22 protein-coding genes and 1 pseudogene are annotated in these 26,177 nt (G+C 68.1%); 15 read left to right on the plus strand and 8 right to left on the minus strand.

Annotation, left to right across the window (positions count from 1 at the left end; all coding sequences use genetic code 11):
* The first annotated feature begins 45 nt into the window (after window positions 1-45).
* Window positions 46-843, plus strand: a pseudogene (locus tag AC0J42_RS08980) (acyl-CoA thioesterase).
* 12 nt (window positions 844-855) lie between these two features.
* Here the strand turns inward: AC0J42_RS08980 and AC0J42_RS08985 are convergent.
* The 3 genes from AC0J42_RS08985 to AC0J42_RS08995 all read right to left on the minus strand — a co-directional run bounded on the left by AC0J42_RS08985 (window position 856) and on the right by AC0J42_RS08995 (window position 3,714).
* Entirely contained in the window at window positions 856-1,041 is a 186-nt protein-coding gene (locus AC0J42_RS08985) for a hypothetical protein (protein WP_416423209.1), read from the minus strand.
* Window positions 1,042-1,569: 528 nt separating this feature from the next.
* Entirely contained in the window at window positions 1,570-2,823 is a 1,254-nt protein-coding gene (locus AC0J42_RS08990) for a methyl-accepting chemotaxis protein (RefSeq protein WP_416423210.1), read from the minus strand.
* Window positions 2,824-2,907: 84 nt separating this feature from the next.
* Window positions 2,908-3,714: a TatD family hydrolase gene (locus tag AC0J42_RS08995; protein ID WP_473005889.1), complete on the minus strand. Its 807-nt coding sequence runs from the start codon at window positions 3,712-3,714 to the stop codon at window positions 2,908-2,910.
* A gap of 125 nt (window positions 3,715-3,839) precedes the next feature.
* Here AC0J42_RS08995 and AC0J42_RS09000 point away from each other — a divergent pair, with 125 nt between their 5' ends.
* The 6 genes from AC0J42_RS09000 to AC0J42_RS09025 all read left to right on the plus strand — a co-directional run bounded on the left by AC0J42_RS09000 (window position 3,840) and on the right by AC0J42_RS09025 (window position 9,714).
* The gene (locus AC0J42_RS09000) at window positions 3,840-5,270 is read left to right on the plus strand and encodes an MltF family protein (RefSeq protein ID WP_473005891.1); all 1,431 of its coding nucleotides are present in this window, start codon (window positions 3,840-3,842) and stop codon (window positions 5,268-5,270) included.
* Window positions 5,271-5,506: 236 nt separating this feature from the next.
* A complete protein-coding gene (locus AC0J42_RS09005; protein WP_416423213.1) occupies window positions 5,507-5,944 on the plus strand; it encodes a DoxX family protein in 438 nt (145 codons plus the stop codon).
* Window positions 5,945-6,093: 149 nt separating this feature from the next.
* Window positions 6,094-6,897 carry an alpha/beta fold hydrolase gene (locus AC0J42_RS09010; RefSeq protein WP_473005893.1) on the plus strand — a complete coding sequence of 268 codons (804 nt, stop codon included), beginning with the start codon at window positions 6,094-6,096 and terminating at the stop codon, window positions 6,895-6,897.
* The gene (locus tag AC0J42_RS09015) at window positions 6,894-7,748 is read left to right on the plus strand and encodes an alpha/beta hydrolase (protein ID WP_416423215.1); all 855 of its coding nucleotides are present in this window, start codon (window positions 6,894-6,896) and stop codon (window positions 7,746-7,748) included. The genes AC0J42_RS09010 and AC0J42_RS09015 overlap by 4 nt, the downstream gene beginning before the upstream one ends.
* Before the next feature lie 103 nt (window positions 7,749-7,851).
* Window positions 7,852-8,643, plus strand: a complete 792-nt coding sequence (locus AC0J42_RS09020) for a DUF4892 domain-containing protein (RefSeq protein WP_416423216.1) — start codon at window positions 7,852-7,854, stop codon at window positions 8,641-8,643.
* A gap of 15 nt (window positions 8,644-8,658) precedes the next feature.
* Window positions 8,659-9,714 (plus strand): AI-2E family transporter, encoded by a 1,056-nt coding sequence (locus AC0J42_RS09025; RefSeq protein ID WP_416423217.1) that lies wholly within the window; start codon window positions 8,659-8,661, stop codon window positions 9,712-9,714.
* Window positions 9,715-9,749: 35 nt separating this feature from the next.
* On the opposite strand, the gene xopAW is transcribed toward AC0J42_RS09025, so the two are convergent.
* The 3 genes from xopAW to AC0J42_RS09040 all read right to left on the minus strand — a co-directional run bounded on the left by xopAW (window position 9,750) and on the right by AC0J42_RS09040 (window position 12,772).
* Entirely contained in the window at window positions 9,750-10,670 is a 921-nt protein-coding gene (gene xopAW / locus AC0J42_RS09030; RefSeq protein WP_473005895.1) for a XopAW family type III secretion system calcium-binding effector, read from the minus strand.
* Between the two features lie 258 nt (window positions 10,671-10,928).
* Window positions 10,929-12,008, minus strand: a complete 1,080-nt coding sequence (locus AC0J42_RS09035; RefSeq protein WP_416423219.1) for a sensor histidine kinase — start codon at window positions 12,006-12,008, stop codon at window positions 10,929-10,931.
* Window positions 12,008-12,772 carry a response regulator gene (locus AC0J42_RS09040; RefSeq protein WP_008371971.1) on the minus strand — a complete coding sequence of 255 codons (765 nt, stop codon included), beginning with the start codon at window positions 12,770-12,772 and terminating at the stop codon, window positions 12,008-12,010. The genes AC0J42_RS09035 and AC0J42_RS09040 overlap by 1 nt, the downstream gene beginning before the upstream one ends.
* A 345-nt stretch (window positions 12,773-13,117) precedes the next feature.
* On the opposite strand from AC0J42_RS09040, the gene kdpF reads away from it, so the two are divergent.
* The 6 genes from kdpF to AC0J42_RS09070 all read left to right on the plus strand — a co-directional run bounded on the left by kdpF (window position 13,118) and on the right by AC0J42_RS09070 (window position 21,031).
* Complete coding sequence (gene kdpF, locus AC0J42_RS09045) at window positions 13,118-13,207, plus strand: K(+)-transporting ATPase subunit F (RefSeq protein WP_416423220.1); 90 nt, start codon at window positions 13,118-13,120, stop codon at window positions 13,205-13,207.
* Between the two features lie 8 nt (window positions 13,208-13,215).
* Window positions 13,216-14,910, plus strand: coding sequence for a potassium-transporting ATPase subunit KdpA (gene kdpA, locus AC0J42_RS09050; protein WP_473005896.1), 1,695 nt, complete (start codon window positions 13,216-13,218; stop codon window positions 14,908-14,910).
* Window positions 14,911-14,927: 17 nt separating this feature from the next.
* Window positions 14,928-16,988, plus strand: coding sequence for a potassium-transporting ATPase subunit KdpB (kdpB, locus tag AC0J42_RS09055; protein WP_473006829.1), 2,061 nt, complete (start codon window positions 14,928-14,930; stop codon window positions 16,986-16,988).
* Window positions 16,989-16,998: 10 nt separating this feature from the next.
* On the plus strand, window positions 16,999-17,556 hold the full coding sequence (kdpC, locus tag AC0J42_RS09060; RefSeq protein WP_473005898.1) for a potassium-transporting ATPase subunit KdpC: 558 nt from the start codon (window positions 16,999-17,001) through the stop codon (window positions 17,554-17,556).
* Between the two features lie 128 nt (window positions 17,557-17,684).
* Complete coding sequence (locus AC0J42_RS09065; RefSeq protein WP_473005899.1) at window positions 17,685-20,336, plus strand: DUF4118 domain-containing protein; 2,652 nt, start codon at window positions 17,685-17,687, stop codon at window positions 20,334-20,336.
* Between the two features lie 2 nt (window positions 20,337-20,338).
* A complete protein-coding gene (locus tag AC0J42_RS09070) occupies window positions 20,339-21,031 on the plus strand; it encodes a response regulator (protein WP_416423224.1) in 693 nt (230 codons plus the stop codon).
* A 72-nt stretch (window positions 21,032-21,103) separates the two neighbouring features.
* Here the strand turns inward: AC0J42_RS09070 and AC0J42_RS09075 are convergent, their stop codons facing one another.
* Window positions 21,104-22,477, minus strand: a complete 1,374-nt coding sequence (locus tag AC0J42_RS09075; RefSeq protein ID WP_473006830.1) for an MATE family efflux transporter — start codon at window positions 22,475-22,477, stop codon at window positions 21,104-21,106.
* A gap of 157 nt (window positions 22,478-22,634) precedes the next feature.
* On the opposite strand from AC0J42_RS09075, the gene pdxB reads away from it, so the two are divergent.
* Window positions 22,635-23,780 carry a 4-phosphoerythronate dehydrogenase PdxB gene (gene pdxB / locus AC0J42_RS09080; RefSeq protein WP_473005900.1) on the plus strand — a complete coding sequence of 382 codons (1,146 nt, stop codon included), beginning with the start codon at window positions 22,635-22,637 and terminating at the stop codon, window positions 23,778-23,780.
* Window positions 23,781-23,934: 154 nt separating this feature from the next.
* Here pdxB and AC0J42_RS09085 read toward each other — a convergent pair whose 3' ends face one another.
* Complete coding sequence (locus tag AC0J42_RS09085; protein WP_416423226.1) at window positions 23,935-24,120, minus strand: PA1571 family protein; 186 nt, start codon at window positions 24,118-24,120, stop codon at window positions 23,935-23,937.
* 260 nt (window positions 24,121-24,380) lie between these two features.
* On the opposite strand from AC0J42_RS09085, the gene AC0J42_RS09090 reads away from it, so the two are divergent.
* A complete protein-coding gene (locus AC0J42_RS09090) occupies window positions 24,381-26,159 on the plus strand; it encodes an ABC transporter transmembrane domain-containing protein (RefSeq protein ID WP_416423227.1) in 1,779 nt (592 codons plus the stop codon).
* The last annotated feature ends 18 nt before the right edge of the window (window positions 26,160-26,177 follow it).

Here is a 26,177-nt window from a genome sequence, read left to right on the forward strand (position 1 = left end):
CGTGCTGGTTACCATGGAACCTTTGCGTCCCGTATCGAGGTGCCGATGAAATTTGCCGAACTGCTGGCCGCCGTGCGCCAGCACCCACAGGCCGTGACCCTGCCTGCCGAATGGGCCCAGGGCCGTGCCGGCTATGGCGGGCTGATGGCGGCGTTGCTGTTCGAAGCGCTGCAGGCCAAGGTCGGCCCGGGCCAGCCGGTGCGCTCGCTGGCCATCACCTTCGTGGCGCCGGCGCCGTTGCAGGCGCCGATCAGCTTTGAGGTGGAGGTGCTGCGCGAGGGCAAGTCGGTGGTCACGCTACTGGGCCGGGCCGTGGCCGAAGGCGGCACCGTGACCCTGATGCAGGCCAGCTTCGGCGCCCCGCGCGAATCGGCCATCAGCGTTGCGGCGGAGCCTGCGGTGGCGCTCAAGCCGCTGGAGCAGTGCACGGCGCTGCCCTATATCTAGGGCGTCACCCCGGAATACATCCGTCACCTGGACCTGCGCTGGGGTATTGGCGGGCTGCCGTTCACCAACAGCCCGGGGCGGCAGATGGGCGGCTGGGTGCGCCTGCGCGACGAGCCGGTGGCAGAGCCCGTGGGCGTCGCCCACCTGCTGGCCCTGGTCGATGCCTGGCCGCCCGCGGTGCTACCGCACCTGAGCAAGCCGGCGCCGGGCAGCACCCTGAGCTGGACCATCGAATTCGTCCAGCCGCTGGTGCCGCTGTGCACCCAGGACTGGTGCCGTTACTGCGCGACCATCGAGCATGCCCAGGATGGCTATGGGCACACCTCGGCGATGCTGTGGACGGCTGAGGGGGCGTTGCTTGCCATGAGCCGGCAGACCGTGACGGTGTTCGGCTGACGACAGCTGTTTTCACGCCTTGCGCAGGCCCAGCCCGGCAATCACGCCGATGACGCCCACCGCCACGGCAGGGAAACTGCCGTCCACCGCGCCGGAAGCCACCAGCAGCCCGCCCAGGCCGATCAGCGGCAAGCCGATCAGTTCGGCGGTGTGGTCGACGCTGTTGTGCCAATGAAAGTGGGGCAGGTACTTACTCATGGTGCTCTCCTCGATGCGCTACGTTGCTGCTTGAGGTAAGCGTAGTGCGGGGCAGGGCCGGGGGCGAATGAGGGTTGGCTATGGGGGTGATAGCACGCGCCTTTGGCCGCGCCGCCGATGCCTCGCCACACCTACAAGGCTGGCAACGCCTATCTATCAGGCCATGGCACGGTGCAGCAAATGTAGCACCGGCCGGGAGGCCGGGTCGCGCCGCGCGGGCGGCGCTGGATTTCGCAAGCGCTGCAAGGCTCAAGGCATGCACGCCGAAGATCTTCAGCGAACGTTCGGGCCAGCGCAGCCTGGCGGCAGCGGCTACGCGGGTTGCGGGTTGGATTCGGTGGGTTCGTCGGGAGATTGCGTCACGGCGCGCGGTTGCATGTCGGGAGAGGTGTGGCGCTCTTGAGATCGAGCGCCGTCCGCACGGCGCGACCCGGCCTAACGGCCGGTGCTACATGTGTTGCACCGTGCCATGGCCTGATGGAGAGGCGTTGCCGGCCCTTGGCGCCCGGCGAAAGAAAGGTGGTGTCTTTAAAGTTTAAGTTGGCCGATCGCTCGGTTCAGCTCTGTCGCCAGGCTGGCCAGGTCGGTGCTGGTGCTGGCCGAATCCACGGTCTGCTGCACGGTGTTTTCGGTCACGTCGCGGATGCTCACCACCGCGCGGTTCATTTCTTCGGCCACTTGGCTCTGCTGTTCGGCGGCCACGGCGATCTGGGTGTTGCTTTCGCGCATCTGCGCCACCGCGCCGGTGATCTGCGCCAGGGCCTGGCCAGCTTCGCGGGCCTGCTGCACGCAGTCGTCGGCCTTGAACGAGCTTTCCTGCATGAAGTCCACGGCATCACGGGTACCGGCCTGCAGGGCGGTGACCATGGTGGTGATCTCGTCGGTGGAGGTTTGCACGCGCTTGGCCAGGCTGCGCACTTCATCGGCGACCACGGCGAAACCGCGGCCCATCTCGCCGGCGCGGGCGGCTTCGATGGCGGCGTTCAGGGCCAGCAGGTTGGTCTGCTCGGCGATGCTGTGGATCACGCCCACCACGCCGTTGATTTTCTGGCTGTCCTCGGCCAGGCGCTGGATCATCTCGGCGGTTTGCTGCACGCCGCTGGACAGGCCGGCAATGGACACCTGCACCCGGTCCACCACCTGCTGGCCGCTGCCGGCCAGGGTGTCGGCGCTTTGCGAGAGGTCGCGGGTGGCGCCGGCGTGCTGGGCGATGTGGTGCACGGTGGCGGTCATTTCGTTGATGGCGGTGGCGGCCTGGTCGGTCTCGCTCTGCTGGCCGAGCATGCCGTGGCGCACCTGGCCCATGCTGCTGGCCAGGCGCGCGGCGCCCTCGTCCAGCTGCGCAGCGGTGCGCGCCACGGTGCCGACCACGCGCTGGTAGCCGGCCTGCATGGCGTTGAAGGCCACGGCCATCTGGCCCACCTCGTCGGCGCCGGCCACCGGCACCCGGGCGGACAGGTCGCCGGTTTTCTCCACGTGCAGAATCACGTCCTTGAGGGTGTTGAGCTGGCTGAGCAGGAAGCGGATCAGCAGCTGCGAGGCGCCGAGCATGGCCAGCATCAACACCAGCACGGCGCCGGCGTACTGGGCGAAACGCTCTGCGAACACCTGGGCGAAGTCCGGGCCCACGGCACCGGGTGACAGCGCCTGCAGGTCGGCCACGCGGCCCTGTTGCTCGAGGTGGATGGCGTACAGCACCAGCAACAGGGTGGTGATGAAGGCGACCGCGTTCACGGCCCAGAATTTGTATTTGAGGGAGATGTTGCTAAGCCAGGTACCCATGGAGGTCTTCTCTGAATTCGCGGAGCATTAAAGGCAAGGTGCCATCATTGTTCCAGAAGACCATTACGCAAATGTTGATATGGGTCAAGGCAGCGTCGGCAAACCGAAGAACGCGCGCGCGCACGCGGTGGTGTGGGCGGCCAGGTCGTCAGCGCTTTCCTGGCGATGGCGAGCCACCTCGTTGAGCACCTCGGTCAGGTACGCCGGCTCGTTGCGGCCGTTCTTCGGCTTGGGCCGCAGGGTGCGCGGCAGCAGGTACGGTGCATCGCTTTCCAGCATCAGGCGGCCGCGGGGGATATTGCCCACCAGCGGGTGCAGGTGGGTGCCGCGGCGCTCGTCGCAGATCCAGCCGGTGATGCCGATGTGCAGGTCCAGGTCCAGGTAGCTGAACAGCGCCTTCTGCTCACCGGTGAAGCAGTGCACCACGGCGGCGGGCAGGCGGTCGCGGAAGTCCTTGAGGATGCCCAGCAGGCGCACGCTGGCGTCGCGTTCGTGGAGGAACACCGGGCGCTGCAGCTCCACGGCCAGGGCCAGGTGCTGCTCCAGCACCTTTTCCTGCTGCGGGCGCGGGGAGAAGTCGCGGTTGAAGTCCAGCCCGCATTCGCCCACCGCGCGCACCCGTGGCTGGGCCAGCAGGTCGCGCAGCTGGCGCTCGGTGTCGGCGGTCCAGTCGCTGGCGTGGTGGGGGTGGATGCCGGCGGTGCTGAACAGCCGGGTGGCGCTGTCGTCGAGGCGCTCGCACAGGGCCAGGGCCTGCTCGCTGCCGGCGATTTCAGTGCCGGTCAGCACCAGCTGCGCCACGCCGGCGGCGTAGGCGCGTTCCAGCACTCCCGCGTGCTGTTCGTCGAAGCTTGGGTTGGTCAGGTTGACGCCGATGTCGATGAGTTGCATGGTGTGCTACCTCAGGCCGCAGGCCCGACAGCATAACAGAGCGCGTGCAAGAACATTAAAGCCAAGAACTTCAAGACGTTATCGTGGTCTCTTGAGGTCGATTGAGATATCAGGCTGGAGACCCGATGCCCCGTCCCTCATTGTTGACCGTGCTGTTGCTTGCGTTGCTGGCGCCCTTGCCGGCGATGGCGCGCCTGGCCGGGCCGCCCGAAGTGGTGCACCCGGTCAAGGTTCGCGACCTGGCCGACATCCGCCAGAGCCGCGTGCTGCGTGTGCTGGTGAACCAGAGCCGCAACAGCTCCGGCGAAGTGCAGGGCGAGTGCGTGGGCATGGAATTGCACCGCCTGCGCGCCTTCGAGCAATACCTCAATGGTCACGCCAACACCGGCCAGGCCATCCACCTGAAGATCATTCCCCGGCCCAAGGAACAGCTGATCAGCGCCCTGCAACGCGGCGAGGGCGACCTGGTGGCGCCGGGCGAACTGGTGGACATGCCCGATACCCAGCTGGTCAGCGCCAGCGCCCCGGTGGTCAACGACGTGCCGCTGGTGCTGGTGGGCGCCAAGGGCGCGCGCCGCTACGGGCGTGTGGAACAACTGGCCGGCAAGACCGTGTCCCTGCCCGCCGGCAGCGCCGCCGGCGATGCCCTACTGGCCATCAATCAGAAGCTGGCACTGCACAAGCTGGCGCCGATCAAAGTGGAGTGGGCCGACCCCAGCCTGGCCGTGGAAGACGTGCTGGAGATGGTGCAAGCGGGCATCCTGCCGATGACCATCGTCGAGCGGCCCATCGCCCAGCGCTGGGCCAAGGTGATGCCCAAGCTGATGCTGGAGCCGGGCGTGCACCTGGGGGCGCCGCGGCAGATCACCTGGTACGTGCGCAACGACGCTTCCATGTTGCACGCCAGCGTCGACCGTTTCCTGCAGGGCTACCGGGCGCCGACCGACCAGGACGCGACCCTGACCCGTGCCTACAAAGGCCTGTACCGGGTACATAACCCGCTGGCCGCCAGCGACCGCCAGCGCCTGGAGAAACTGCGGCCGGTGCTGCAGCGCTACGCCCGCGAGCAGAACATGGACTGGCTGAACCTGGCGGCCCTGGCCTACAAGGAATCCCAGCTGGACCCGTCGGTGCGGGGCGGGGGCGGTGCCACCGGGCTGTTGCAGATCACCCCGTCGGCCGCCCGCCGGGTGGGCGTGGGCAACGTGCAGAACGTGGACAACAACGTCCAGGCCGCCGCCCGCTACCTGGCCATGATCCGCAAAAAGTTCTTCGCCAGCAGCCAGCTCAATGAGCGTGAGCGCATGGCCTTCGTGCTGGCTGCCTACAACATGGGCCCAGAGCGTGTGCAGGCCATGCGCGCCGAGGCCCGCCGGCGCGGCCTGAACCCCAACCAGTGGTTCTTCCAGGTGGAACGCGTGGCCATGGAACAGGCCGGCATGCCGGCGGTGAGCTACGTCAACAGCGTCAACAAGTACTACCTGGCCTACGACCGCGAGCGCGACACCCTCGACCCCGGCGCCATGAAAGGCCGGCGCATCGCCTTCAACCGCTGACCCTTCGCCTGACCCAAAAACCCGTAGCCGCTGCCGCAGGCTGCGCTGGCCCTTACCCACGCTGGAGATCTTCAGTGAGGTAGAGGGCCAGCGCAGCCTGCGGCAGCGGCTACGTGATTCCAAAAGATATCGAATTGTTCGATTTGTATTGTCGTTTATTTGCGATTTTCTTATTCGATAGATCGATTAATATGGCCCCCATCAACTCCTACACCACTTTCGCAAGGGAATACGCCATGAACGCTTCGATCAAACGCCTTTTCACCACCAACGCCGGCCTGGGCTTCACCGTGCTGCGTATCCTGGTCGGGATCATCTTCGTCGCCCACGGCGGCCAGAAACTCTTCGGCCTGTTCGGCGGCTACGGCCTGGAAGGCACTGGCCAGTGGATGGAAAGCATCGGCATCCACCCTGGCTACTGGATGGCCCTGCTGGCCGGTAGCGGCGAGTTCTTCGGCGGCCTGGCCCTGGTCCTCGGCCTGCTGGTGCGCCCGGCGTCGCTGGTGCTGATCGTGACCCTGGTAGTGGCCATCCTCAGCGTGCACATCCACAACGGTCTGTTCATGGCCAACAACGGCTACGAATTCGCCCTGGCCCTGCTGGCCGGCACCATCGCCACCCTGGTGGAAGGCGCAGGCAAACTGTCCTTTGACCGCCTGATCAGCCGCGCCTGATACCGGTAGCCGCTGCCGCAAGGCAGCGGCTACACGCCATACCCGTCAATCAATGGCCTGAATACCCTCGTTATTGACCATTCCCCGCATTGCCCCCGCCGCCCAGCTTGCGGACAATCCTCCCCAAGATTCGCCCACGAGCCACCCCCATGCCGCAGACTATCTTCTTCGCCCACGCCAACGGTTTTCCTTCGGGTACCTACGGCAAGCTGTTCGCCCACCTGGCCCCCGACTTCAGCGTCGCGCACCTGCCGCAGCATGCCCATGACCCGCGCTTTCCGGTCACCGACAACTGGCCAGCGCTGATTGCCGAGTTGGTGCACCACCTGCGCCAGCAGCCGGGGCCGGTGTGGGGCGTGGGGCATTCGTTCGGTGGCCTGCTGCACCTGTATGCCGCGCTGCAATACCCCGAGCTGTACCGCGGCGTGGTGATGCTCGACTCGCCGGCCTTGACCCTGGCCGACCAGTGGGTGATTCGCGCCGCCAAGCGCTTCGGCTTCATCGACCGCCTGACCCCGGCCGGGCGCACCCTGGGCCGCCGCGAGACGTTTGCCGACCTCGAGGCGGCGCGGGCGTATTTTTCCCGCAAGTCGCTGTTCCGTGATTTTGACCCCGAGTGCTTCGAGGCGTACCTGCAGCATGGCCTGTGCGCCGACGCCGACGGCCTGCGCCTGCGTTTCGACCCCGCCACCGAAATCGACATCTACCGCAGCGTGCCCCACGTGCGCCCGGCCAGCACCCGGCGCCTGCGCGTGCCGCTGGCGCTGGTGCACGGCGCAGAGAGCCGCGTGGTACTGAACCACCACGCGCGCATGGTCCGCGGGTTGGCCCAGGGCGAAACCCACCGGGTGGCCGGCGGGCACATGTTCCCGTTGGAACACCCGCTGGCGACCGCCGACCTGCTCAAGGGCATTGTCGGCCGCTGGCAGCAAGGCCAGGCGGCGTGCGCATGAGCAGTGGCGTGGAGGAAATTCGCCTGAGCCTGCCGCACATCGAACTGGCGGCGCACGTATTTGGCCCGGCCAACGGCCGCCCGGTGATCGCCCTGCACGGCTGGCTCGACAACGCCAACAGCTTCGCGCGCCTGGCGCCCCGGCTCGAAGGCCTGCGCATACTGGCCCTGGACATGGCCGGGCACGGCCTGTCCCAGCACCGCCCGGCCGGCGCCGGCTATTCGCTGTACGACTACGCCCACGACGTGCTGCAGGTGGCCGAACAGCTGGGCTGGCAGCGCTTTTCGCTGCTCGGCCATTCCCTCGGGGCGATTGTCTCGGTGGTGCTGGCCGGGGCGCTGCCCGAACGCGTGGAGCGGCTGGCGTTGATCGATGCGGTGCTGCCGCCGGGCTCGCCGGGGCCTGGCACCGCCGAGCGCTTCGGCCAGGCCTTGCTCGAGCAGGTGGCCCTGCCGGGCAAGCGCAAGTCGGTGTACCCGGACTTCGACCGCGGCGTGGAAGTGCGCATGCAAGGCATGGTGGCGGTGAGCCGCGAGGCCGCCGAGCTGCTGGCCCAGCGCGGCCTGATGCCGGTGCCCGGCGGCTACAGCTGGCGCAGCGACAGCCGCCTGACCCTGCCCACGCCACTGCGCATGAGCGAAGAGCAGGGCTGGTCGTTCGTGCAGCGCATCGCCTGCCCGGCGCACCTGGTGGTGGCCGAGGAGGGCATGCTGGCCAAGCACGCGGGGCTACTGGCGCGGCTACCCTTCAGTCACGAGCGCCTGCCCGGCGGCCATCACCTGCACCTGAACGACGAGGCCGGCGCTGCTCTTGTAGCAAGCTGTTTCAATCGCTTCTTCGCCATGCCTTGACTTGCGGTGGCCAAGTGCCGAGGCTTGGCGTGCTTAATGGGAAGCCGAGCATCGACAGGGAGACCTCCATGAACCACCGCCATACCGCCGCGGCAGCCCCGCGATGAGGGCATGCCTGTTCGCCTTCACCCTTGCCGCAGCCGTGAGTGCCACCGCCGCGGACCTGGCCAACGTGCCGCCGCCCGCCGACGCCCAGGTGGTGGACCAGAAGCCCGCCGCCGAAGCCGAGCGCACCTACCCGCTGGGTTCGGTGCGCAAGATCAGCAACCAGCTGCGCATGGACGCCCAGGTCACCGCCCGTGGCCAGGTCAGCTCGGTGACCTACGAACTGGCCAGCGGCGCACTGGCCACCGACGCCCTCAACGCCGCGCGCCAGGGCCTGCAGGACCAGGGCAGCCAGGTGCTGTTCTGGTGCGAGGCGCGCGACTGCGGTGAGTCCAGCCTGTGGGCCAACGAAATCTTCGCCAACGCCAAGCTGGTGGGCGCCGACGAGCAGCAAAGCGTGATCCTGCTGCGCCACGCCGACTCCGGCCAGGACACCCTGGTGGCGCTCTACGCCATCAACCGCGGCGGCCGTCGCGCCTACCTGCACGTGGAGCAGTTCGTCGCCGCCAGCCCCCTGGGCACGCTGCTGCCGACCCCGGCCACGCTGCTGCGCGAGCTGCGCGGCACCGGCCGCCTGGACTACCCTGACCTGGGCGTGACGCCGCCCCCGCCGGCCTGGGTGGCGCTGCTGGCGCGCAGCCTGAACCAGGACAGCACCTTGCGCGTGACCCTGGCCGGGCCCGCCGCCGAACCCTGGCGCCAGGCGCTGGTGGCCCAGGGCGTGCGCGCCGCGCGCCTGGAACTGGGCGACCCGGCGAAAAGCGGCCTGCACATCGACCTGATTCGCTGAGGAGTAGCGCCTGCCATGACGCTCAACAACGACCGCCTGCTGGTGCAGATCATCCTGCTGGTGCTGCTGGGCGCCTGCCTGTGGGTGATGGCGCCGTTCATCTCGGCGCTGCTGTGGGGCGCCATCCTCGCCTACGCCAGCTGGCCGCTGATGCGCCTGCTGACCCGCTGGTTGGGCGGCCGCGAGACCCTGGCGGCCAGCATCCTCACCCTGGGCTGGATCCTGCTGGTGATACTGCCGCTGGTGTGGCTGGGCTTCAACCTGGCCGACCACATCCGCGACGCCATCACCTTCGTGCGTGACGTGCAGGTGGACGGCCTGCCGGCAGCGCCGGACTGGCTGCAGGCCCTGCCGCTGGTGGGGCCGCGCCTGGCCACCTGGTGGGACACCCTCGACCAGCAGGGCGCCGCGCTGATGCTCAGCGTCAAGCCGTACCTGGGCCAGGTGGGCAACTGGCTGCTGGCGCGTAGCGCGCAGATCGGCGGCGGCATCCTGGAGCTGACCCTGAGCCTGGTGTTCGTGTTCTTCTTTTATCGCGACGGGCCGCGGCTGGCGGCGTTCGTGCTGCGCCTGCTGGAACGCCTGGTAGGCGAGCGCGCCGAATATTACCTGGACCTGGTGGCGGGCACCGTGCAGCGGGTGGTCAACGGCGTGATCGGCACGGCGGCGGCGCAGGCAGTGCTGGCGCTGATCGGCTTCCTGATCGCGGGTATTCCAGGGGCGCTGGTGCTGGGCATCGTGACGTTCCTGCTCAGCCTGATCCCCATGGGGCCGCCGCTGGCATGGATACCGGCGACGGCCTGGCTGGCGTGGAAGGGCGAGTACGGCATGGCGGTGTTTCTGGGGGTGTGGGGCACGTTCATCATCAGTGGCGTGGACAACGTACTCAAGCCCTACCTGATCAGCCGCGGCGGTGACCTGCCGCTGGTGATCGTGTTGCTGGGGGTGTTCGGCGGCCTGCTGGCGTTCGGCTTCATCGGCCTGTTTATCGGCCCGACGCTTCTCGCCATCGGCTACAGCCTGCTGCTGGACTGGACCCGCAGCGGCCACGGCGCCGCGCACAAGCCCTGAGACGGGCAGCCCGAAGGCTGCCCGCGGCGTAAAGGTCAGGCGGCTGTGGTCAGCTGACTGCCCACGGTTTGTTGCGCGTCGGTGGCGTACTGCTTGGTCAGGGCGGCGATCATCTTGTTCAGCGCCGCCGCGGTATCGCTGCTGGCGGTGTCCGAACTGCTGCTGCCACTGCTGCTCTGGTCACCCGAGGATTGCAGGGCGGCGGCCAGTTCCGAGGCGCTGACGGTGCCGTCCTTGTTGGTGTCCAGGTCGCTGAACACTTCGCTGGCCAGGCTGCTGGACGACGAGGTGGAGCTGCTGGACGAACTGCTGGACGACGAGCTGGTGGCGCTCAAGGCGCTGCTCAGTTCGGTCTCGGTGATGCTGCCATCGTCGTTGCTGTCCAGCGCGCTGAACAGGTCATCGCTGGAGACGCTGGCCGGTGGCGGCGGAGGTGGGGGCTGCATGGCCGCGGCCAGTTCGTCCTTGCTCACGGTGCCATCGCCGTTGCTGTCCAGCGCCGAGAACAGCTGGCTGCTGTCATCGGTGGTGTCGCCGGCGGCGCTCAGGGCCGAGCTCAGCTCGTCGCTGCTGATGGAACCGCTGCCGTCGCTGTCGATGGCGCTCATCAGGTCGTCGACCGCGTCAGTGTTCGGCGCGCTGTCCTGGGTGGGCGGTGCCGGTGGCTGCAGGGCCGCCATCTCGTCCAGGGTCAGGCCATCATCCGAGTCGCTGTCCAGGCTGCTGAAATTCTTGCTCAGCGTGACCAGGATGCCGCCGTCGTTGCTGGTGCCACTGCTCGAACTGTTGGAAATCGCCGTGTTCAGCTCGTCGCTGCTGACCTCACCGTTGCCGTCGGTGTCGAGGCTGGCGAACAGCTCTTCCTGGAACTTCTTCAGTTGCGCGCTGGCGCTGGTGCTGCTGGTACTTGTGTAGTTGGAATAGCTACTGCTGCTTACGCCGCTTATGGATGACATTGGGTGTGCTCCCCTGTTGTATGCCGGTTACAAACCGCCGGCGTGTAAAGAATCTATCGGGGGAATGTCGAGAGTGTGTGGGGTTTGTAAGGGGCGGGACATGGGGGCGGGGGTTTATAGCGAAAGCGTAGATTGGCCATCCGACATAATCGCCAACCCCACATCTATTGTGGGAGCTGGCTTGCCAGCGAGCTGTTGGCGCCCTAAAGCTCGCTGGCAAGCCAGCTCCCACAAAAAATGGCCGCGACGGGGAGGGACTCAGCGGGGGAGGCGAATGACGGCAGTGAGGCCGCCGCCGGGTGTTTCTTCCAGGCTCAACTGCCCGCCCAGGCGCTGGCACGCCTCGCGGGCGATGGTCATGCCCAAACCGACGCCGCCGGAGTTGCGGTTGCGCGAGCCTTCCAGGCGGAAGAACGGCTCGAACACCGCTTCGCGCTTGTCGGCGCTGATGCCGGGGCCGTGGTCGATGACGCGGATGGTCACGGCGTCGCGGGTGTCGTCGATGTCCACCAGGGTGGCGCCGCCGTAGCGCAGGGCGTTGTCCATCAGGTTGCTGATGCACGAGCGCAGGGCCATGGGCTGTACTTGCAGCGGCGCACAGGTGCCCCGGGCCTGCACGGCCGCGCCATGGTCCTGGGCGTTCTCCACCAGCGACTCCACCAGCGCCTGCAGGTCATACCATTGCAGCGCCTCGCTGGTGCGCTGCTCGTGCAGGTAGGTCAGAGTGGCGTCGAGCATGCCGATCATGTCGTCCAGGTCCTGGCGCATCTGGCCCTGCAGCTTCTCGTTGTCGATCTGCTCCAGGCGCAGCTTGAGCCGCGACAGCGGCGTGCGCAGGTCATGGGACACGGCGCCGAGCATGCGCGCCCGTTGCTGCACCTGCTCGCGGATGCGTTGCTGCATGCGGTTAAAGGTGTGCGCCACCTGGCGAGCTTCCAGCGGGCCGGTCTCTTCCAGGGGCGGGGCGTCGAGGTTTTCACTCAGCCGCTCGGCCGCTTCGCTGAAGCGGCGGATGGGCCGCGACAGGGCCTTGGCGCCGAACCAGGCGGCCACCACCAGGGTGATCAGCTGGAACAGCAGCGGCACGACAGGCCCGCCGAACAGCGGCGGCGGTGGCCGGTGTTCTTCCTCGCGCAGCTCCTTGGCGCCGAAATCGGCCAGCGCTTCGGGCGAGGGATTGGGGCCCAGCTCCGCGCGCAGCTCACGCAGGTGCTCGCGGTGGGGTGGTGGCGGGAAGCCGTACTGCTGGAACCAGAGGAAGGCCAGCAGGTGGGCGAAGATGATGGCAATCAGTGACACGCCGAACAGGCGGGCGAACAGCGTATCAGGGCTGCGCATCAACCAATGTCTCTCGCATCGAAGAGGTAGCCTTCACCGCGCACGGTCTTGATCAGCTGGGGTGCCTTGGGGTCGTCGCCCAGCTTTTGGCGCAGGCGCGATACCAGCAGGTCGATGCTGCGGTCGAACGCTTCGATGGAGCGGCCGCGGGCGGCGTCCAGCAGTTGTTCGCGGCTGAGCACGCGGCGTGGACGCTCCAGGAACACCCACAGCAGGCGGAATTCGGCGTTGGACAGCGGCACCACCAGGCCATCGGAGGAGATCAGCTGGCGCAGCACGCTGTTCAGGCGCCAGTTGTCGAAGCGCACATTGGCACGCTGCTCGGTGCGGTCGTCGCGCACGCGGCGCAGGATGGTCTGGATGCGCGCTACCAGTTCACGTGGCTCGAACGGCTTGGCCATGTAGTCGTCGGCGCCCAGTTCCAGGCCGATGATGCGGTCGGTCGGCTCGCAGCGGGCGGTCAGCATCAGGATCGGGATGTCGGATTCGGCGCGCAGCCAGCGGCACAGCGACAGGCCGTCTTCGCCCGGCAGCATCAGGTCCAGCACCACCACGTCGAAGTTTTCTTCCAGCAGCGCCTGGCGCATGCCTTCCCCGTCGCTGACGCCCAGGGCCAGGATGCCGAAGCGGGCCAGGTAGTCGATCAGCAGTTCGCGAATCGGCACGTCGTCATCCACGATCAGGGCACGGGTGTTCCAGCGTTTGTCATCGTCGCCGACGAGGTTCTTGCTGGCATCGCTGAGAGGGAGCGGGGTGTTCTGCATGCTTGCGTTCATCTGCCTGGTATTGCTGCCAGCCGCGACGACGGGGCCGCGTCAGTTACCCGGAGGGTAAGCGTTCGCCCGGCGGGCTGGTAGTCATGTTCGGATTGGGAGCGGCCAGCGAGGGTCACTCGCAGGCGTGTCGCTGGAATGTCCTGTATGTATCAAGCTCGATACATTTGGCTACATTTTTCCCGTTTCGTTCCGGCAATCGCTCTACATCGGCATTCTTTACGAAAACTTTATGCCGGTCTTTCCCCTTCAGTCTCGTTCCTTTACGGCCTGGTTTCCGACAATACCGACCAATGGCCCTGCAAGGGGCTGGCGATTCCAACGAGGAGAAAGGCCATGAACGTGCTGGATGGGGTGGCTCTGCTGCTGGCAGCAGGGCTGTTTGTGTATCTGACGGTGGCGCTGTTGCGCGCCGACCGGCACTAGGAGCGACCATGCACAGCTATGACTATGGGCTGCTCCTGGCCTTCCTGGCCCTGGTGCTGGTCCCGGCGCCCTTCCTGGGCCGCTTTTACTACAACGTCATGGAAGGCCAGCGCACCTGGCTCACGCCTGTGCTTGGCCCGGTGGAGCGCGGCTGCTACCGCCTGGCCGGGGTGGACCCGGCGCAAGAGCAAAGCTGGCAGCGCTACACCCTGGCCATGCTGGCCTTCAACCTGGCCGGGTTCGTGCTGTTGATGGGCGTGCTGCTGTTCCAGCAATACCTGCCCGCCAACCCGCAACACCTGCCCGGCATGGAATGGTCGCTGGCCTTCAACACTGCGGTCAGTTTCGTCACCAACACCAACTGGCAATCCTACAGCGGCGAGGCGTCCCTGAGCTACTTCAGCCAGATGGTCGGCCTCACCGTGCAGAATTTCGTCAGCGCCGCCACGGGCCTGGCGGTGCTGGTGGCGCTGTGCCGTGGCATTGGCCGGCGCTCGGCGAAAACCCTCGGCAACTTCTGGGCCGACATGACCCGCGCCACCCTCTATGGCCTGCTGCCGTTGTGCCTGGTGCTGGCGCTGATCCTGGTGTGGCAGGGCGTGCCGCAGACCTTCATGCATTACGTCAGCGCCGTGACCGTGCGGGGCGCCGACCAGGTCATCCCGCTGGGCCCGGCAGCCAGCCAGATCGCCATCAAGCAGCTGGGCACCAACGGCGGCGGCTTCTTCGGCGTCAACTCGGCTCACCCCTTCGAGAACCCCACGGCCCTGAGCAACCTGCTGGAGGTGGTGTCGATCATCCTGATTCCGGTGGCGCTGGTGTTTACCTTCGGCCACTACGTGAAGGACATGCGCCAGAGCCGGGCGATCATCGCCTGCATGTTCGCGTTATTCCTGATCGGTGGCGGCGTGGCGCTGTACGGCGAGTACCAGCCCAACCCGACGCTGCAAAGCGCCCAGGTGGAACAGGCGCCGCCGCTGGAAGGCAAGGAGGCGCGCTTCGGCACCACGGCCTCGGCGCTATGGGCAGTGACCACCACGGCGGCGTCCAACGGTTCGGTCAACGCCATGCATGACAGCCTCAACCCGCTCACCGGCATGGTCGCGCTGGTGAACATGATGGTCGGCGAGGTGATCTTCGGCGGCGTCGGTGCCGGGCTCTACGGCATGCTGCTGAACGTGCTGACGGCGGTGTTCCTGGCCGGCCTGATGATTGGCCGCACGCCCGAATACCTGGGCAAGAAGATCCAGGCCACGGAAGTAAAACTGCTGGTGGTGACCCTGCTGGTGATGCCTGTCGGTGTGCTGGTGCTGGGTGCCATCGCCGCCAGCCTGGCAGGCCCGGCGTCGGCGGTGAGCAACCCCGGCCCCCACGGCTTCAGCCAGTTGCTGTACGCCTACACCTCGGCCAGCGCCAACAACGGCTCGGCGTTCGGCGGCTTCAGCGCCAACACCGTGTTCCACAACCTGATGCTGGGCCTGGGCATGTTGATCGGCCGCTTCGGCTACATCCTGCCGATCATGGCCCTGGCCGGCAGCCTGGCGCTGAAGAAGACCGCGCCGCTGGGCAACAACAGCTTCCCCACCCACGGCCCGCTGTTCGTCACCCTGCTGACGGTGACCATCCTGCTGGTGGGTGGCCTGACCTTCCTGCCGACCCTGGCACTGGGGCCGATCGCTGAACAACTGAGCCTGGGCTTCTAAGGAACATGACCATGAATATGCCGATCCGTGTTGCCAAGCCGGCCGCCGCCGATGCCGCCGGCACTGCGCAGAAAACCGCGTTCGCCGCCCTGTGGCGGCCGGCGCTGGTGCAGGCCTTCGTCAAGCTCGACCCACGCCAGCTGCAGCGGGCGCCGGTGATGCTGGTGGTGGAACTCACGGCCATCCTCACCACGGTGCTGTGCGTGCTGCCCGAAGCCGGGGTGAACACCGGGGTGGCGGTGCAGATCGCCCTGTGGCTGTGGTTCACCGTGCTGTTCGCCAACTTCGCCGAAGCCCTGGCCGAGGGCCGTGGCAAGGCCCGCGCCGACAGCCTCAAGGCCGGTAGCCAGGGCCTCACCGCGCGCCGCCGGGACGGTGCCGGGCAGTTCCAGAACGTTGCCGCCGCCAGCCTGCGCAAGGGTGACGTGGTGCGCGTCGAGGCCGGGGAAATGATCCCCGGCGACGGCGAGGTCATCGAAGGCATCGCCGCGGTCAACGAGGCGGCCATTACCGGCGAATCGGCGCCGGTGATCCGTGAGTCCGGTGGCGACCGCTCGGCCGTCACCGGCAACACCCGCCTGGTGTCGGACTGGCTGCTGGTGAAGATCACCGCCAACCCCGGCGAGTCGACCCTGGACCGCATGATCGCCCTGGTGGAAGGCGCCAAACGGCAGAAGACCCCGAACGAGATTGCCCTCGACATCCTGCTGATCGGCCTGACGCTGATCTTCCTGCTGGTGGTGGTGACCCTGCAGCCGTTCGCCCACTTCGCCAACGGCAGCCTGCCGCTGGTGTTCCTGGTGGCGCTGCTGGTGACCCTGATTCCCACCACCATCGGCGGCCTGCTGTCGGCCATCGGCATCGCCGGCATGGACCGTCTGGTGCGCCTGAACGTGATCGCCAAGTCCGGCCGTGCCGTGGAAGCGGCGGGGGACGTGCACGTGCTGCTGCTGGACAAGACCGGCACCATCACCTTCGGCAACCGCCGCTGCACCGCGCTGTACGCCGCCCCCGGCGTGACCGCCAAGGAACTCGCCGAAGGCGCGCTGTTGGCCTCGCTGGCCGACGACACCGCCGAGGGCAAGTCCATCGTCGAGTTCCTGCGCCAGTTGCACAGCCTGCCGGAGCCGGCTGCCACCGAGTTGGTGGCCGTGCCCTTCAGCGCCGAGACGCGCCTGAGCGGCGTCGACCACGCCGGGCGCATCTACCGCAAGGGTGCGGTGGACTCGCTGCTGGCCTTCGTCGGCCTGGCGCGCCTGGAAATGCCCGCCGCCCTGGCCCGGGAAGTGGACAAGATCGCCCAGAGCGGCGGCACTCCGCTGCTGGTGTGCCGCGACAAGCGCCTGCTGGGTGCCATTCACCTCAAGGACGTGGTCAAGCCGGGCATCCGCGAGCGCTTCGACGAGTTGCGCAAGCTGGGCATCCGCACCGTGATGGTCACCGGCGACAACCCGCTGACCGCCGCTGCCATCGCTGCCGAGGCCGGTGTTGACGATGTGCTGGCCGAAGCCACCCCGGAGAAAAAGCTGGCGCGCATCCGCCAGGAACAGGACGACGGCCGCCTGGTGGCCATGTGCGGCGACGGCGCCAACGACGCCCCGGCCCTGGCCCAGGCGGACGTGGGCATGGCCATGAACGACGGCACCCAGGCGGCGCGCGAGGCGGCCAACATGGTCGACCTCGACAGCGACCCCACCAAGCTGCTGGACGTGGTGCAGATCGGCAAGGAGCTGCTGGTGACCCGTGGCGCCCTGACCACGTTCTCCATCGCCAACGACGTGGCCAAGTACTTCGCCATCCTGCCGGCGCTGTTCGCCGCCATCTACCCGCAGCTGGGGGTGTTGAACGTGATGCACCTGGCCAGCCCGCAGAGCGCGATCCTGTCGGCCATCGTCTTCAACGCGCTGATCATCGTGGTGTTGATCCCGCTGGCCCTGCGCGGCGTGCGAGTGCAGGCCGCGAGCGCCGCGCACCTGCTGCGGCGCAACCTGTTGATCTACGGCCTGGGCGGGATCGTGGTGCCGTTCGTGGGCATCAAGCTGATCGACCTGCTGCTGACCGCCGTCCACCTGGTATGAGGAATTGATGATGTCGACTTATCTGCGTCCGGCCTTGAGCCTGCTTGTGTTGATGACCCTGATCACCGGCGTGGCCTACCCGCTGGCCGTGACGGCGGTGGCCCAGGTGGCCTTCCCGGAACAGGCCAATGGCAGCCTGGTGCACGACGAGGCGGGCAAGGTGCGCGGCTCCAGCCTGATCGCCCAGGGCTTCAGCGGCGATGCCTGGTTCCACCCGCGGCCGTCGGCCGGGGATTTCGCCACCGTGTCCAGTAGCGCCAGCAACCTGGCCCCCAGCAACCCGGCGCTGGCCAGCCGCATCAAGGACGATGCCGCCAAGCTGTATGTGGACGGGCAGGGGCCGGTGCCGCTGGCGCTGCTGACCACTTCGGGCAGCGGCCTGGACCCGCACCTGCCGCCGGCCGCCGCCAGCTACCAGGTGGCCCGCGTGGCCCAGGCACGGCAGTTGCCCGCTGCCACGCTGCAGCAGCTTGTGGCCGAGCACACCGAGCACTCGCTGTTCGGCCCGCCGGTGGTCAATGTGCTGGCTTTGAACCTGGCGCTGGATCGGCTACCTTCAGCCCACTAACCCCGTAGCCGCTGCCGTCAGGCTGCGCTGGCCCTTCAGTTCACTGGCGATGGTGAGCGAACACGAGGGCCAGCGCAGCCTGGCGGCAGCGGCTACGGGTCTTCCATTCCTGGCGTTGAGTGATTGTAATGAGTGATGCCCTGCGCGCCGACGCGTTGCTGGCCCAATTGCCCCGCGACGGCCGCGGCCGCCTCAAGGTGTTCCTTGGCGCCGCCCCCGGCGTGGGCAAGACCTACGCCATGCTGCAGGCCGCCCACGGCCAGCTGCGCCAGGGCCTGCGGGTGGTGGCCGGGGTGGTGGAGACCCATGGCCGGGCCGAGACCGAGGCGCTGCTGGGCGGCCTGGCCCAGTTGCCGCTGGTGCGCTCCCAGTACCGCGGCGTGACCCTGGAGGAGATGGACCTCGACGGCCTGCTGCAGGCCGCGCCGCAGCTGGTGCTGGTGGACGAACTGGCCCACAGCAACGCCCCCGGCAGCCGCCACGCCAAGCGCTGGCAGGACATTCAGGAACTGCTGGCCGCGGGCATCCACGTCTACACCACGGTCAACGTCCAGCACCTGGAAAGCCTCAACGACCAGGTCCTGGACATCACCGGCGTGCAGGTGCGCGAGACCCTGCCCGACTGGGTGCTGCAGGAGGCCGACGAGCTGGTGCTGATCGACCTGCCGCCGCGCGAACTGCTGGAGCGCCTGCGCGACGGCAAGGTGTACGTGCCCGAACAGGCGCGGGCGGCGATCGAGGCTTTTTTCACCCAGACCAACCTCACCGCGTTGCGCGAGCTGGCCATGCAGACCGCCGCCGCCCAGGTCGACGCCGACCTGGCCCAGGGCTACCGGCGCATGGGCCAGGCCGCCCCGGCGTTGCGCGGGCGGCTGCTGGTGGGCATCGACGGCGATGCCCAGGCCGAGCGCCTGGTGCGCCACGCCAGCCGCGTGGCCCAGCGCCGGCACCTGCCCTGGAGCGTGGTGCACGTGGACACCGGCAAGGCCCGTGACGAAACCAGCCGCCAGCACCTGCAGCACGCCCAGCAGCTGACCGAACGCCTGGGCGGCGAAGTGGTGGTGCTGCGCGCCGGCGAGGTGGCCAGGACCCTGATCCAGCACGCCGCCGAGCGCCGCGCCAGCCTGGTGCTGGTGGGCCAGTCGCGGCCGCTGTGGTACCGCCGCTGGCTGGGTGGCGGCCTGGGCCCGCGTTTGTTGCGCGACACCCATGGCCTGGAGATCAACGTGCTCGACCGCGACGCGGCGCGCCCCGTGCCCCGTGGCCACGAGGCCGGGCAGTGGGTGTGGTTCGACTACCTGCTGGCGCTGTTCGCCACCATCGCCGCCAGCGGCCTGGCCTCGGCGGTGGCCAGCGTGCTGGCGCTGCCGAACATCTCCCTGGTGTTCCTTGCCGCCGTGCTGCTGGTGGCGGTGCGCAGCAGCCTGGGGCCGGCGCTGGTGTGCGCGGCGCTGTCGTTCCTGGCGTATGACTTTCTGTTCATTCCGCCGACCTTCTCGCTGACCATCTACCGCGAAGAGGACGTGTTGACCCTGCTGTTTTTCCTGCTGATGGCGGCGCTCACCGGCAACCTCGCCGCGCGCCAGCGCCGCCAGTTGCAGGCCCTGCGCGACACCCAGGAAGAGACCGGCGAGCTGCTCGACCTGTCGCGCAAGCTCACTGCCGCCACCGACCGCCAGGCCGTGCTCAGCGCCGCCGCCCAGCACCTGCAGGGTTGGCGCGAGCTGCAGGTGTGGGTGGCCGAGCGCGACGGCCACCAGGGCTGGAAAGACCCCGGCGGCCACCCCATTCCCCTCAGTGATACCGAGCGCGCCGCCGCCGACTGGGCCTGGCAGCATGACCAGCCCGCCGGCCTGGGCACCGGCACCTTGCCCTCGGGGCGCTGGTGGTGGACGCCGGTGTCGCTGCAGGACGGCCCGCTGGTGCTGCTGGGCGTGCGCGACCGCGAGGGCCGCGCCTTGAGCGCCCAGCGCCGGCGCCTGCTCGGTGCCCTCAGCCAGCCGCTGGCCCAGGGCCTGGCCCGCGCGCAACTGGCCCAGGACCTGGAGGCGGCGCGCCTGCACGGTGAAACCGAACAGCTGCGCAGCGCGCTGCTGGCCTCGGTGTCCCACGACCTGCGCACGCCGCTGACGGCCATGCGCGGCAGCATCGACAGCCTCCTGGCCCTGGGCGAGGCCATTCCCCGTGCCGACCGCCAGGAGCTGCTGGAAGGCACCCGCGACGAGGCCGAGCGCCTCGACCGCTACATCCAGAACCTGCTCGACATGACCCGCCTGGGCCACGGCGCGCTGAAGCTGGCGCGCGACTGGGTGGCGCCGGCGGACATTGTCGGCAGCGCCCTGAACCGCCTGCGCGCGGTGTTGGCACCGCTTGTGGTGGACGTCGAGGTGCCGGCGCAGCTGCCGTTGCTGTACGTGCACGCGGCGCTGATCGAGCAGGCGCTGATCAACGTGCTGGAAAACGCCGCGCGCTTCTCGCCGGTCCACGGCCGCCTGCTGATACGCGCCGCCGTCAGCGGCGAGGAACTGAGCTTCGCGGTCAGCGACCAGGGCCCGGGCATTCCCGAGGAGGAGCGGGCGAAAATCTTCGACATGTTCTACACCGCCGCCCGGGGTGACCGCGGTGGCCAGGGCACCGGCCTGGGCCTGGCGATCTGCCAGGGCATGATCGGCGCCCACGGCGGGCGCATCCTGGTGACTGACGGCCTGGATGGCCACGGCACCTGCATCACTCTATGCTTGCCGGTGCAACCGCAACCCGGCCTGGAAAGTGAAGCCTGAACATGAGTCAAACCGCGACCCTGCTGGTGATCGACGACGAACCGCAGATCCGCAAGTTCCTGCGCATCAGCCTGGCCTCCCAGGGCTACAAGGTGCTGGAAGCCGGCACCGGTGCCGAGGGCCTGAGCCAAGCCGCGCTAGGCCGCCCCGACCTGGTGGTGCTGGACCTGGGCCTGCCGGACATGGACGGCCAGCAGGTGCTGCGCGAGCTGCGTGAATGGAGCGCGGTGCCGGTGCTGGTGCTGTCGGTGCGCGCCAGCGAGATTCAGAAGGTGGAAGCCCTGGACAATGGCGCCAACGACTACGTGACCAAGCCGTTCGGCATTCAGGAGTTCCTGGCGCGCATCCGCGCCTTGCTGCGCCAGGTGCCCAGCGGCGATGCGCCGCCGGCGCCGGTGAGCATCGGCGGGCTGCTGATTGACCTGGGCCTGCGCCGGGTGACCCTGGACGGCGCCGAGGTGGCGTTGACCCGCAAGGAGTACGCGGTGGTGGCGCAGCTGGCGCGCTACCCGGGGCGGGTGATTACCCAGCAGCAGCTGCTCAAGGACATCTGGGGCCCGACCCATGCCGACGACAGCCATTACCTGCGCATCGTGGTGGGGCATATTCGGCAGAAGCTCGATGACGATCCGACGGCGCCGCGTTACATCATTACCGAGCCGGGGGTGGGGTATCGGCTTCTGGCCAATCCCTGACGCGGCCTGCGGCCGCTGATACGTGGAATCGAGAAAGCCCCCGTAGCAGCGGCCGCAGGCCGCGTCCGCGGTTCAGGCGCTGCGAATACGCTTGCGCGCACTGCGCATCAGGCGCACCAGCAGCATCGCCGCCGCACAGGTCAGGCCCACGATCAGTCCCTGCCACAACCCGCTCGGCCCGGCCGGCGCGCCCAGCCAGTCGGTCAGCCCCAGCAGGTAACCCACCGGCAGGCCGATGCCCCAGTAGGCAAACAGCGTCAGCAGCATGGTCACCCGCGTGTCCTGGTAGCCGCGCAAGGCACCAGCGGCCGTGACCTGGATGGCGTCGGAGAACTGGAACAGCGCCGCGTACACAATCAACATGGCGGCAATGTGCAGCACTGCCGGGTCAGCCGTGTAGATACGGGCGATGTGCTCGCGGCCCAGGTACATCAACGTCGCCGAGAAGCACGCATAGGCCAGTGCCGAGGCCATGCCGATGCCGGCGGCGAAGCGTGCCTCGCGTGGCAGGCCGCGGCCCAGGGCCTGGCCGACGCGGATGGTCACGGCCATGCCAAGTGAAAACGGGATCATGAACACCATGGAGCTGATGCTCAGGGCAATCTGGTGCCCGGCCACCACCGTGGAGCCCAGGCTGCCGATCAGCAGGGCGATGACGGCGAAGATGCTCGACTCGGCGAACACCGCGATGCCGATCGGCAGGCCGATGCCCAGCAGGCGCTTGATCACCGGCCACTGCGGCCACTGGAACTGACCGAAGACGTTGGCCGCGCGGTAGGCCGGCGCCCAGCGCACCCAGCCGGCCATGCCCAGCAGCATCATCCACATCACGCTGGCGGTAGCCCAGCCACAACCCACGCCGCCCATGGCCGGCACGCCCAGGTGGCCATAGATGAACACGTAGTTGAGCGGGATGTTCAGCGCCAGGCCGCACAGGCCCAGGACCATGCTCGGCCGGGTACGGCCCATGCCGTCGCTGCAGCAGCGCAGCACGTGGTACAGCGCCACCGACGGCAGGCCGGTGCCGATGCCGCGCAAATAGCCCATGCACGGCGCGATCAGCTCCGGGTCCACCTTCATCAGGTGCAGCACCGGCTCGGCGTTGAACAGCAGCAGGCTGGCACCCAGGCCGGCGGCCAGGGCCAGCCACAGCGCCTGGCGCACCAGCGGGCCGATCTCGGCCGGGGTGCCGGCGCCGTGGCGCTGGGCGACTTTGGGCGTGGTGGCCAGCAGGATGCCGGTCATCAGCAGGAACACCGGCACCCAGATCGAGTTGCCCAGGGCCACGGCCGCCAGGTCGCGGGGGCCGACGCGGCCGGCCATCACCGCATCGACGAAGCCCATGGCGGTGTGCGCCAGCTGCGCGATCATGATCGGCCCCGCCAGGGCCAGCAGCGTGCGCAGTTCCAGGCGCACCCGGGCAGGGCGGGTGAGGGGGGTGGGCATGTCGGTTGCAGCTGCAGTCACGGGGCGTAGTCCACTGGTGGGCGCGGAAAACCGCCCATTCTACGCCCTGACGCGGCGGTCAGGAAACACTTGCCACGTGCTTCGTGACGGCGCGCCCCGCTGCGCCTAAACTGCCGCCCATACTGGGGAGCTTGCCATGCTGATTGTCGCTGACGAAAACATTCCACTGCTTGAAGACTTCTTTGCCGGTTTCGGCGAAATTCGCCGGGTGCACGGCCGCAGCGTCGACGCCGAGGCGGTGCGTGACGCCGACGTGCTGCTGGTGCGGTCCATCACCAAGGTCAACCGCGCCCTGCTGGAAGGCAGCAACGTGCGCTTTGTCGGCACCTGCACCATCGGCACCGACCACCTGGACCTGGACTACTTCGCCGAGGCCGGCATCCGCTGGTCCAGCGCGCCGGGCTGCAACGCCCGCGGCGTGGTGGACTACGTGCTGGGCGCGCTGGTGACCCTGGCCGAGCTGGAAGGCGTGGAACTGCCCACGCGCACCTACGGCGTGGTCGGCGCCGGCCAGGTCGGCTCGCGGCTGATCCGCGTGCTGCGCGGGCTGGGCTGGGAGGTCAAGGTCTGCGACCCGGTGCGCCAGGCGGCCGAGGGCGGGGACTACGTGAGCCTGGACGAGATCCTCGAACAGTGCGACGTGATCAGCCTGCACACGCCGCTGAACAAGGGCGGCAGCCACCCCACCTGGCACCTGCTGGACGCCGGGCGCCTGGCGCGGCTGAAGCCGGGCGCCTGGCTGATCAACGCCGCCCGCGGGCCCATTGTCGACAACCTGGCGCTCAAGGACCTGCTGATCGAGCGGGACGACGTGCAGGCGGTGCTGGACGTGTGGGAGCACGAACCCAGCGTGGACGGTGAACTGGCCGACCTGTGCGTGCTGGCCACGCCGCACATCGCCGGCTACAGCCTGGACGGCCGCCAGCGCGGTACCGCGCAGATCTACCAGGCCTACTGCGCGTTCCGGGGCGAACCGGCCAGCGTGCAACTGGCCGACCTGCTGCCGCCGCCCTGGCTGGCGGAAGTGGCCCTCAACGGCCTGGCCGACCCGGCGCAGGCCATGGCCATGCTGTGCCGCGCGGTGTATGACCCGCGCCGGGACGACGCCGATTTCCGCCGCAGCCTGACCGACAACGATGCCCAGCAACGCAGCGCCTTCGACGCCCTGCGCAAGGGCTACCCCACCTCGCGCCGGGAAATCGAAGGGCTGCGGGTGCGCCTGGACGGCTATTCGCCGGACCTGCGCAAGATTGTCGAAGCCCTGGGCGGCGAACTGGTCTGACTGACTACCGTAGGAGCCGACCTTGGTCGCGATGGGCTCGGCGCGTAGTGGCAGGCACGGCGCTATCGCGGCCAAGGCCGGCTCCTACCGGGTGGGTGTGGGCTAAACAAGAAAAACCCGGCGCAGGGCCGGGTTCACGGGGTGGCGCGGGTCGTCAGTCTTGTTTGGCAGGGGCAGGTTTGACCAGACGTTTTTCCAGTTCCTGGCACGCGTCCTGGATCATGTCTTCGGTGATAGGGATCTCGCGTCCCTTGGCATCGATAATGGAGCCGCCGGCCGGCTGGTGCGGCTGGATTCGGCGTACTTCCACGGTTTGGTTACTGCTGCTGTGCAAGCCCATGGCCCGTCTCCTCATCAGGTTTAGTGCTCAGAGTAGGGTCGCCAGATGACTGCCTGATTACATCCCTGTGCAGCCTGGCGACGCTTTCAGTCCACCAGAAAGCGCTGCAAACCGCCAGCCTGTGCTTAGACCAAAAGCGTCTAGGTAAAGGCCCGGCAGGTCCTGTTTAAGCTGACCTGGCCTGAAAAGCGGAGTTCCCCCCGGGTGCAAACGGTCCGCCAGGGTGTAGGCTTGGCGAACCTTCCTTGCCAGGCCTGCCCATGATTTCGCTGCTCTCCGCCCGCCAGCGTCGCGCCCTGCGCCTGGCCCTGCATTTTCTCTCCCCTTACCGCTGGCGCGCGCTGGCTGCCCTGGTGGCCCTGGTGGTCACCGCTGGCATCACCTTGTCCATGGGCCAGGGCATACGCCTGCTGGTGGACCAGGGCTTCCTGACCCAGTCGCCGGTGCTGCTTAACCGCTCCATCGCCGTGTTCATGCTGCTGGTGGTGGCGCTGGCGGTGGGCACGTTTGTGCGCTTCTATTTGGTGTCGTGGATTGGCGAGCGCTGCGTGGCCGATATCCGCCAGCAGGTGTTCGACCACCTGGTGTACCTGCACCCCGGCTTCTATGAAAACAACCGCAGCTCCGAGATCCAGTCGCGGCTGACCGCCGACACCACCTTGCTGCAGTCGGTGATCGGTTCGTCGCTGTCGCTGTTCCTGCGCAACGGCCTGATGGTGATCGGCGGCATCGTGCTGCTGTTCGTCACCAACCCCAAGCTCACCAGCATCGTGGTCATCGCCCTGCCGCTGGTGCTGGCGCCGATCCTGGTGTTCGGCCGGCGCGTGCGCGGGCTGTCGCGGCAGAGCCAGGACCGCATCGCCGACGTCGGCAGCTACGTGGCCGAAACCCTCAACCAGATCAAGACCGTGCAGGCCTACAACCACCAGGCTGAAGACCAGAGGCGGTTCGGCGTGACCGTGGAGCAGGCCTTCGAGACCGCGCGCAAGCGCATCGTGCAGCGGGCCTGGCTGATTACCCTGGTGATCATCCTGGTGCTGGGCGCGGTGGGGGTGATGCTGTGGGTGGGCGGCATGGACGTGATCGCCGGGCGCATTTCCGGCGGCGAGCTGGCCGCGTTCGTGTTCTACAGCCTGATCGTCGGCAGTGCCTTTGGCACCCTGAGCGAGGTGATGGGCGAGCTGCAACGGGCCGCCGGCGCCGCCGAGCGCATCGGCGAGCTGCTGCAGGCCAGCAGCGAGATCCGCGCGCCGGCCAGCGGCCTGCAGCGCCTGCCCGAGCGCGTCAGTGGCCGCCTGGCCCTGGAGCAGTTGCTGTTCGCCTACCCGTCGCGGCCGCTGCAGCCGGCCATCAACGGCCTGGACCTGGTGATCCACGCGGGTGAGACCCTGGCCCTGGTGGGGCCTTCCGGGGCGGGCAAATCCACGCTGTTCGACCTGCTGCTGCGCTTCTACGACCCGCAGCAGGGGCGCATCCTCATTGACGGCGTGGACCTGCGCCAGCTCGACCCCCAGGACCTGCGCCGGCATTTCGCCCTGGTGTCGCAGACCCCGGCGCTGTTCTTCGGCACCGTGGAAGACAACCTGCGCTACGGCCAGGCCGACGCCCCGTTCGAGCAGGTGCAACAGGCCGCCCGCATTGCCCACGCCCACGACTTCATCGAAGCCTTGCCCCAGGGCTACCAGACCCACTTGGGCGAGGCCGGGCTAGGGCTGTCCGGCGGCCAGCGCCAGCGCCTGGCCATTGCCCGCGCGTTGCTGGTGGATGCACCGATCCTGCTGCTGGACGAAGCCACCAGTGCCCTGGATGCCCAGAGTGAACACTTGATTCAGGAAGCCTTGCCAACCCTGATGCAGGGCCGTACCACGCTGGTCATCGCCCACCGCCTGGCGACGGTGCAGCACGCCGACCGCATCGCGGTGATCGACCAGGGCAGGGTGGTGGCGGTGGGGACGCACCGGCAGTTGATTGCCGGCAATGCGCTGTACGCGCGGCTGGCGGCGTTGCAGTTCAATACCGCAGATGCGGCGCCTACATGACCCCGTGGCCGCTGCCTG

The sequence above is a fragment of the Pseudomonas sp. Tav-5-1A genome (assembly GCF_055755055.1).

Coding starts and splice junctions, on each gene's coding strand:
- AC0J42_RS08985 (WP_416423209.1), bottom strand. CDS start 1,041: ATGAGTAAGTACCTGCCCCACTTTCATTGGCACAACAGCGTCGACCAC.
- AC0J42_RS08990 (WP_416423210.1), bottom strand. CDS start 2,823: ATGGGTACCTGGCTTAGCAACATCTCCCTCAAATACAAATTCTGGGCC.
- AC0J42_RS08995 (WP_473005889.1), bottom strand. CDS start 3,714: ATGCAACTCATCGACATCGGCGTCAACCTGACCAACCCAAGCTTCGAC.
- AC0J42_RS09000 (WP_473005891.1), top strand. CDS start 3,840: ATGCCCCGTCCCTCATTGTTGACCGTGCTGTTGCTTGCGTTGCTGGCG.
- AC0J42_RS09005 (WP_416423213.1), top strand. CDS start 5,507: ATGAACGCTTCGATCAAACGCCTTTTCACCACCAACGCCGGCCTGGGC.
- AC0J42_RS09010 (WP_473005893.1), top strand. CDS start 6,094: ATGCCGCAGACTATCTTCTTCGCCCACGCCAACGGTTTTCCTTCGGGT.
- AC0J42_RS09015 (WP_416423215.1), top strand. CDS start 6,894: ATGAGCAGTGGCGTGGAGGAAATTCGCCTGAGCCTGCCGCACATCGAA.
- AC0J42_RS09020 (WP_416423216.1), top strand. CDS start 7,852: ATGAGGGCATGCCTGTTCGCCTTCACCCTTGCCGCAGCCGTGAGTGCC.
- AC0J42_RS09025 (WP_416423217.1), top strand. CDS start 8,659: ATGACGCTCAACAACGACCGCCTGCTGGTGCAGATCATCCTGCTGGTG.
- xopAW (WP_473005895.1), bottom strand. CDS start 10,670: ATGTCATCCATAAGCGGCGTAAGCAGCAGTAGCTATTCCAACTACACA.
- AC0J42_RS09035 (WP_416423219.1), bottom strand. CDS start 12,008: ATGCGCAGCCCTGATACGCTGTTCGCCCGCCTGTTCGGCGTGTCACTG.
- AC0J42_RS09040 (WP_008371971.1), bottom strand. CDS start 12,772: ATGCAGAACACCCCGCTCCCTCTCAGCGATGCCAGCAAGAACCTCGTC.
- kdpF (WP_416423220.1), top strand. CDS start 13,118: ATGAACGTGCTGGATGGGGTGGCTCTGCTGCTGGCAGCAGGGCTGTTT.
- kdpA (WP_473005896.1), top strand. CDS start 13,216: ATGCACAGCTATGACTATGGGCTGCTCCTGGCCTTCCTGGCCCTGGTG.
- kdpB (WP_473006829.1), top strand. CDS start 14,928: ATGCCGATCCGTGTTGCCAAGCCGGCCGCCGCCGATGCCGCCGGCACT.
- kdpC (WP_473005898.1), top strand. CDS start 16,999: ATGTCGACTTATCTGCGTCCGGCCTTGAGCCTGCTTGTGTTGATGACC.
- AC0J42_RS09065 (WP_473005899.1), top strand. CDS start 17,685: ATGAGTGATGCCCTGCGCGCCGACGCGTTGCTGGCCCAATTGCCCCGC.
- AC0J42_RS09070 (WP_416423224.1), top strand. CDS start 20,339: ATGAGTCAAACCGCGACCCTGCTGGTGATCGACGACGAACCGCAGATC.
- AC0J42_RS09075 (WP_473006830.1), bottom strand. CDS start 22,477: ATGCCCACCCCCCTCACCCGCCCTGCCCGGGTGCGCCTGGAACTGCGC.
- pdxB (WP_473005900.1), top strand. CDS start 22,635: ATGCTGATTGTCGCTGACGAAAACATTCCACTGCTTGAAGACTTCTTT.
- AC0J42_RS09085 (WP_416423226.1), bottom strand. CDS start 24,120: ATGGGCTTGCACAGCAGCAGTAACCAAACCGTGGAAGTACGCCGAATC.
- AC0J42_RS09090 (WP_416423227.1), top strand. CDS start 24,381: ATGATTTCGCTGCTCTCCGCCCGCCAGCGTCGCGCCCTGCGCCTGGCC.